This is a genomic window from Pseudactinotalea sp. (genome assembly GCF_048594945.1).
Lineage (GTDB): Bacteria > Actinomycetota > Actinomycetes > Actinomycetales > Beutenbergiaceae > Pseudactinotalea.
In genome coordinates, this window is the sequence record NZ_JBMDXJ010000119.1 from 1 (window position 1) to 4,981 (window position 4,981).

Here is a 4,981-nt window from a genome sequence, read left to right on the forward strand (position 1 = left end):
CGCTCCGCCCGTCGGCCGCCTCGCCGACCACCTCGATGTCGCCGTCCCGCTCGGCCAGCGCCCGCAGACCGGTGCGCACGAGCTCCTGGTCGTCGACCAACACGATCCGGATCATGGCTCCAGCCTCGCAGGAATCGTGGCGCTCACCGTGAACCCGTCTCCTGGCTCGCTACGGGTGGTCAGTGACCCGCCGAGCAGCCTGACACGTTCGGTCATGCCTGAGATCCCGTATCCGAGGGCTGTGCGGTCTGTGGCACCGTGCCCGTTATCGGTCACCGTGAGGTGGAGATCGGCGCCGGCGACGGCGGCGCTCACCCGGGCGGTCGTCGCACCGGCGTGCCGGAGCACGTTGGTGAGGGCCTCCTGGATCACCCGGTAGGCCGCGGCATCCACCGCTGGATGAAGGTCGCTGGGGTCGACATCGATCGCGACGATCGTCGAGAGCCCGGCTGCCTCTGCCTCGCCGACGATCGCGGGCAGGTCGGCGAGTGAGCGGACGTGGCGCTCGTCGCTGTCCTCGGCATCGGTGCGCAGCAGGTGCACCATCGTGCGCAGCTCGGCCAGCGAGGCCGTGCTCTGTTCGCGGACTCGGGCCAACGCTTCCGTGACGACGAGGTCGTCTCGGCCCACGGCCTCGCTGCCCACGCCCGCGTGCAGGGTGATCACCGACAGCGAGTGGCCGAGCGTGTCGTGCAGGTCGCGAGAGATGCGCTGCCGCTCGGACTGCATCCGCAGCTCGGCCTCCCGTGCTGTCTGCTCCTGCGTCAACCGGGTCAGCTCGCGCTGCTGGGCTGCGCGCTCGCGCCCTGCCCGGATGCCGTACCCGAGCGCGATGGCCGCGGCGATCAGGGCAAGGTTGGACACGGCATCGGTGCCGAGCAGGTACCCGACCGGCTGATCGTCGTCGCGCAGACGGAAGGCGAGCGCGACGGCGAACACCACGGCGCCCGTGCCGACTGCCCACCGGAACAGACCCATCTCGGCTGCGGAGTAGAGCGCTGCCACCACCGGCAGCGCCACACCGATCGGCGGATAGCTGAGCGTGTAGTACGCGAACGTGCCCAGCACGCTCAGCGCGAGCACTGCGACCGGCATCCGGCGGCGCAGCAGCAGCACGGCGCCGAAGCCGGCCGCGAACAGGTACGCCACCGCATGGGGCGCAGCCCCGGTGCCCGCCTGAGACACCGCGATGACCGCTGAGAGGACCGCGGTGACCGCCACAGCGAGCACGATGTCCGGGACGCCCGGACCCGAGGCGGCTCCGCCGTCGTGCTCTCGCCCTCCCGTCACACGAGGAGCCTACGAGCGGGGCGCCGGCGGCGCATGGATCCCACGGTGGAGAGCGGTGTCGCTTCTCGACGTAGTCGGGTGCCTCCGTAGGGCGCTCCAGGTCGAGAGCGAGAGCCGATGACCGCGGCCGCGGCGCTCCCTAGCGTCGTGGTCATGACACAGACAACCGCTCTCCGCTGGCCACTCATCCTCGGACTCGGCGCCTTCGCGCTGATCCGGCCCCTCGTGCGCGTCCTCGAGTCTCAGCTCGGCATCGAGAACCAGCCCGCCGTGCCGATCGCGATCACGGTCGTGATCTCGATCGTGTGGATCGCGGTCGTCGGGCTCAGCGCGACCCCCCAGCCGGTCGTCACGCTGGTGCTGGCTGCTCTGGTGTACGGGCTGCTCGCGATCGTGCTCAGCGCGATCCTGTCGCCGATACTCGACGGCGCTCTCGCCGGTCCGCTCGCCAACCCGATCGCGATCGTGCCTGTGCTCGTCACCAACATCCTCTGGGGTCTCGTGGCCGGTGGGCTCGCGCTGCTGCTGCAGCGTGCCCGCGGCATCCAGCCCCGCCGCGACTGATGCGCGCGGTCGGGATCGGGGCGCTCGGCCTGATTGGCGGGCTGCTCCTCGGGATCGTGCTGCAGGACGTGCTCGCGCAGGCCCTCATCGACGCGCCCGGCCGGCCGTCCACCTTCGGCCGGCTGCTCGGCGCGTTCCTGCCCGGGTTCGCCGTGGTCGGGGCGGTCGTCGCACTGTGGCTCGACCGGCGACGCGGCGGTGATGGCCCCGACCGGCGCGGACCCGGTTAGCCGAGCCGCTCGTGGCGGCGGAACTCGCTCACGCTCGTCTCACTCGGGGACGTCCTGGAGCGCGCGGACCTCGATCCGCGAGCCCAACGCGGCGGACGCCTGCTCGGCCCAGGCGAGCGCCTTCTCCTGGTCGGGTGCCTCGATGATCCAGAAGCCGCCGACGTACTCGGTCGCCTGTCGATCTCCTCTGTCTGTCTGGTCGTACAGATTCTAAGATAGACAAACAAACTCCAACGGCACAACAGAGGAACCCATGACGCCAGCGATCCCCGACCCCGAAGATGTCGCAACCCACCTGTGGGGGCTCGCCAGTGCGCGCGAAGCGCTGGCGGGATCGGTGCTGATGACACGACCCGCGGCGCCCGGCCTGACGTTGGCCTCCTACCTCTACGCCGTGCGGCCGGCCGGACCAGGCGCGCTCGACGCTGACCTGGACCTCGCCCTGGATCGTGGCGTTCGCCGCGTCGTGCTGGAGAGCAGCACTCCCCCATGGGTTGAGGCCGCGCTGCGGCTGCGCGGCTGGGCAGTCGAGGACGAGCTCCGACTGGAGCTTCCACGCGGCACGCAGCTGAGCGGATCGCCGCCCTCCATCGAGGTGCGCCCGGCGTCCCACGTGGATCAGGACTGGCAGGTTCGCGCCGGCATGCTGAGAGCCGACCACCTGGAGGAGGACGCTCGTCACGGCGTGCCTGCGCGCCCGACACCCGCGACCGAGGCGATCGTCGAGCATCGACGGGCCATCGCAGAGTTCGCGCCCTACCTGTGCGCCATGCATGACGGCGAGGTCGCGGGCTTTCTCTGCACGTGGCTCTCGCCGGCGAGGGTGGGCGTCATCGAGGATGTCTATGTCCGACCGCCCCATCGGGGCCGGGGCATTGCTACCGCACTGCTCCACGCAGCCGTCGCCGAGTTGCGCGCGTCCGGCGCCGGCCGGATCGCCATCGCGGCGGAGATCGGCGACACACCGGCGCGGCTGTACTCGCACCTCGGCTTCCAGCCGCGCCGTGTCGTCCGATCCTGCGTGTGGAGCACCGACGTCTAGTTTGCTCGTGCTATATTTTGTTCATGCGAACAACTCACTCGTTCACGACGCAGGCCAGGCGTGCGCAGATCGTCGAGGCGACCGTCCGGGTGATCGCACGCGAGGGCTTGCCGAAGGCATCCTTCGGGCGCATAGCCGCAGAAGCAGGGCTGTCGAGTCCCGGCATGATCAGCTACCACTTCGCCGACAAGGACGAGTTGCTGACCGTACTGTGCGACACGATCCTTCAGGGGTGCGTCACGTCGGTCGATGCGGCGGTCTCGGCCGCTGACGGGCTTGCCGCCGGCCTGACCGCCTATGTGGTGGCGTTCATTCGGTGGCAGGACGGGCATCGCGAGGAGGTGATCGCGCTCTGGCAGCTGGCCGCCGGATGGCGACGACCGGGCGCGCAGCTCGCGTTCGACGAAGCCCCGCTGGCCGAGCCGTTGCGAGCCGTGCTTCGCGACGGCCAAGCTGCAGGCGTGCTGCGCCCGCTGAACGAGGAGTGGGTTGCCCAGACCGTCCTGTGCGCAGTCAAGGGGTATCAGCAGGCACTCCACGACGATCCAGACGTGGACGCCGATGCCTTCGCGCAGACCCTCGTTGCCGTGTTCGCCGAGGGGCTGCTCGTCTGATGCTCTCCGGTGTCGCAGGATGGCCGGCGTTCGCCGCCGCCCGCGATCGGTCGATCCGCAGGTTGCGCGGCCGCGTGCTCGAGATCGGAGCGGGAAGCGGGGCGAACTTCACCCCTCTCGATCCCGGCGTCGAGTGGGTCGGCCTCGAGCCCTCCGCCCGGCTCCGAGCGAGGCTGGCAGAGACCGCGCGTCGTCACGGATACCCGACACCGCCGCTGGCCGCCACCGGGGAAGACATCCCGCTGCCGGATGCGAGCGTCGACGCGGTCCTCGCGACCACGGTCCTGTGCAGTGTCCGCGACCCGGCGCGCGTGCTGCGCGAAGCCGCTCGCGTGCTCGTGCCCGGTGGCCGCCTGGTGCTGGCCGAACACGTCGCCGCGCCCGAGGGCACGGGAGTCCGGCGGCTGCAACAGATCGCTCGTCCCTGGACCAGACTGCTCGACCACGGATGTGATCCGACTCGCGATACCGAGGGCGCAGTACGGTGCAGCCCGCTGCATGTCGAGAGCGTCGAACTGTTCCACATCCAGGTGATCGCTCGATTCCAGGTGCCGTTCCTCCTCATCGACGCCACCAAGCCGATCCGCACCCGGCCACACAGCAAAGGAGGTCTCCCATGACGGTCGGAACGATCATGGCGCTGATGCTCGCTGTCGTGCTCGCCGCCATCGGCGTGACGAAACTGCTGGCGCTCCCTCCCGCACGCCGCGAAGCCGATCACCTCGGGTTCGCCGTGCGCCACTACCGGCTGATCGGCGGGGCGGAACTCGCGGCAGCGATCGGACTCAGCGCCGCCCCGCTGTGGACACCTGCCGCGATCGCAGCATGCATCGGCCTCGTGGTCCTGCTCATCGGCGCCCTCGTCACACTACGCCGCGCCGGCGATCCTGCCACCCGAGCCCTCCCGGCCATCGGACTCGGCCTGATGACAACGGCGACTGCCGTGCTGCTCACGCTCGGCGTGTGACCCCCGCGAGTGGCCGATCCATCGATCCTTGCCGAGCTCAGGGGTCTCCGCCGCACCCCCCACGCGCCCGACATGTGCGATTCGCGGCCGATCGGTGACTGTGAATCGACCGGAAGCGCTATCCGCGGCACGGCGGAGAGATGGCACGAGCTCCCGCACCCACAGCCCGGCACCCTCACCGAGCCCTCAGAAACGACTTGAGGAGCCAAGGGACTCCGTCGCTCGTCCCTCGCTCCTCCTCGAATCACAAGCCTTCTCAACGACTGATGGGACC

At 70.1% G+C, this 4,981-nt stretch carries 8 protein-coding genes and 1 pseudogene; 6 read left to right on the forward strand and 3 right to left on the reverse strand.

What is annotated here, in order from left to right; genetic code table 11:
* Window positions 1-115: pseudogene (locus ACOJSN_RS05535) on the reverse strand (DNA-binding response regulator); the annotation flags it as partial.
* The gene (locus ACOJSN_RS05540) at window positions 112-1,290 is read right to left on the reverse strand and encodes a sensor histidine kinase (protein ID WP_420111508.1); all 1,179 of its coding nucleotides are present in this window, start codon (window positions 1,288-1,290) and stop codon (window positions 112-114) included. The pseudogene ACOJSN_RS05535 and the gene ACOJSN_RS05540, both read right to left, overlap by 4 nt.
* Before the next feature lie 153 nt (window positions 1,291-1,443).
* Here ACOJSN_RS05540 and ACOJSN_RS05545 point away from each other — a divergent pair, with 153 nt between their 5' ends.
* Window positions 1,444-1,854, forward strand: a complete 411-nt coding sequence (locus tag ACOJSN_RS05545) for a hypothetical protein (protein ID WP_420111509.1) — start codon at window positions 1,444-1,446, stop codon at window positions 1,852-1,854.
* Window positions 1,854-2,084: a hypothetical protein gene (locus ACOJSN_RS05550; RefSeq protein ID WP_420111510.1), complete on the forward strand. Its 231-nt coding sequence runs from the start codon at window positions 1,854-1,856 to the stop codon at window positions 2,082-2,084. Before ACOJSN_RS05545 ends, ACOJSN_RS05550 begins: the two co-directional genes overlap by 1 nt.
* A 39-nt stretch (window positions 2,085-2,123) precedes the next feature.
* Here ACOJSN_RS05550 and ACOJSN_RS05555 read toward each other — a convergent pair whose 3' ends face one another.
* Complete coding sequence (locus ACOJSN_RS05555) at window positions 2,124-2,291, reverse strand: YciI family protein (protein ID WP_420111515.1); 168 nt, start codon at window positions 2,289-2,291, stop codon at window positions 2,124-2,126.
* 46 nt (window positions 2,292-2,337) lie between these two features.
* On the opposite strand from ACOJSN_RS05555, the gene ACOJSN_RS05560 reads away from it, so the two are divergent.
* The 4 genes from ACOJSN_RS05560 to ACOJSN_RS05575 are packed head-to-tail and all read left to right on the forward strand — an operon-like array spanning window position 2,338 to window position 4,707.
* Complete coding sequence (locus ACOJSN_RS05560; protein WP_420111511.1) at window positions 2,338-3,126, forward strand: GNAT family N-acetyltransferase; 789 nt, start codon at window positions 2,338-2,340, stop codon at window positions 3,124-3,126.
* A gap of 23 nt (window positions 3,127-3,149) precedes the next feature.
* Entirely contained in the window at window positions 3,150-3,740 is a 591-nt protein-coding gene (locus tag ACOJSN_RS05565) for a TetR/AcrR family transcriptional regulator (RefSeq protein WP_420111512.1), read from the forward strand.
* Window positions 3,740-4,360: a class I SAM-dependent methyltransferase gene (locus ACOJSN_RS05570; protein ID WP_420111513.1), complete on the forward strand. Its 621-nt coding sequence runs from the start codon at window positions 3,740-3,742 to the stop codon at window positions 4,358-4,360. Before ACOJSN_RS05565 ends, ACOJSN_RS05570 begins: the two co-directional genes overlap by 1 nt.
* On the forward strand, window positions 4,357-4,707 hold the full coding sequence (locus ACOJSN_RS05575; protein ID WP_420111514.1) for a DoxX family protein: 351 nt from the start codon (window positions 4,357-4,359) through the stop codon (window positions 4,705-4,707). Before ACOJSN_RS05570 ends, ACOJSN_RS05575 begins: the two co-directional genes overlap by 4 nt.
* The last annotated feature ends 274 nt before the right edge of the window (window positions 4,708-4,981 follow it).

Excerpts from the sequence above, each read along its gene's own strand:
- ACOJSN_RS05550 (WP_420111510.1), top strand. The coding sequence starts at position 1,854 with ATGCGCGCGGTCGGGATCGGGGCGCTCGGCCTGATTGGCGGGCTGCTC.
- ACOJSN_RS05575 (WP_420111514.1), top strand. The coding sequence starts at position 4,357 with ATGACGGTCGGAACGATCATGGCGCTGATGCTCGCTGTCGTGCTCGCC.
- ACOJSN_RS05565 (WP_420111512.1), top strand. The coding sequence starts at position 3,150 with ATGCGAACAACTCACTCGTTCACGACGCAGGCCAGGCGTGCGCAGATC.
- ACOJSN_RS05570 (WP_420111513.1), top strand. The coding sequence starts at position 3,740 with ATGCTCTCCGGTGTCGCAGGATGGCCGGCGTTCGCCGCCGCCCGCGAT.
- ACOJSN_RS05545 (WP_420111509.1), top strand. The coding sequence starts at position 1,444 with ATGACACAGACAACCGCTCTCCGCTGGCCACTCATCCTCGGACTCGGC.
- ACOJSN_RS05560 (WP_420111511.1), top strand. The coding sequence starts at position 2,338 with ATGACGCCAGCGATCCCCGACCCCGAAGATGTCGCAACCCACCTGTGG.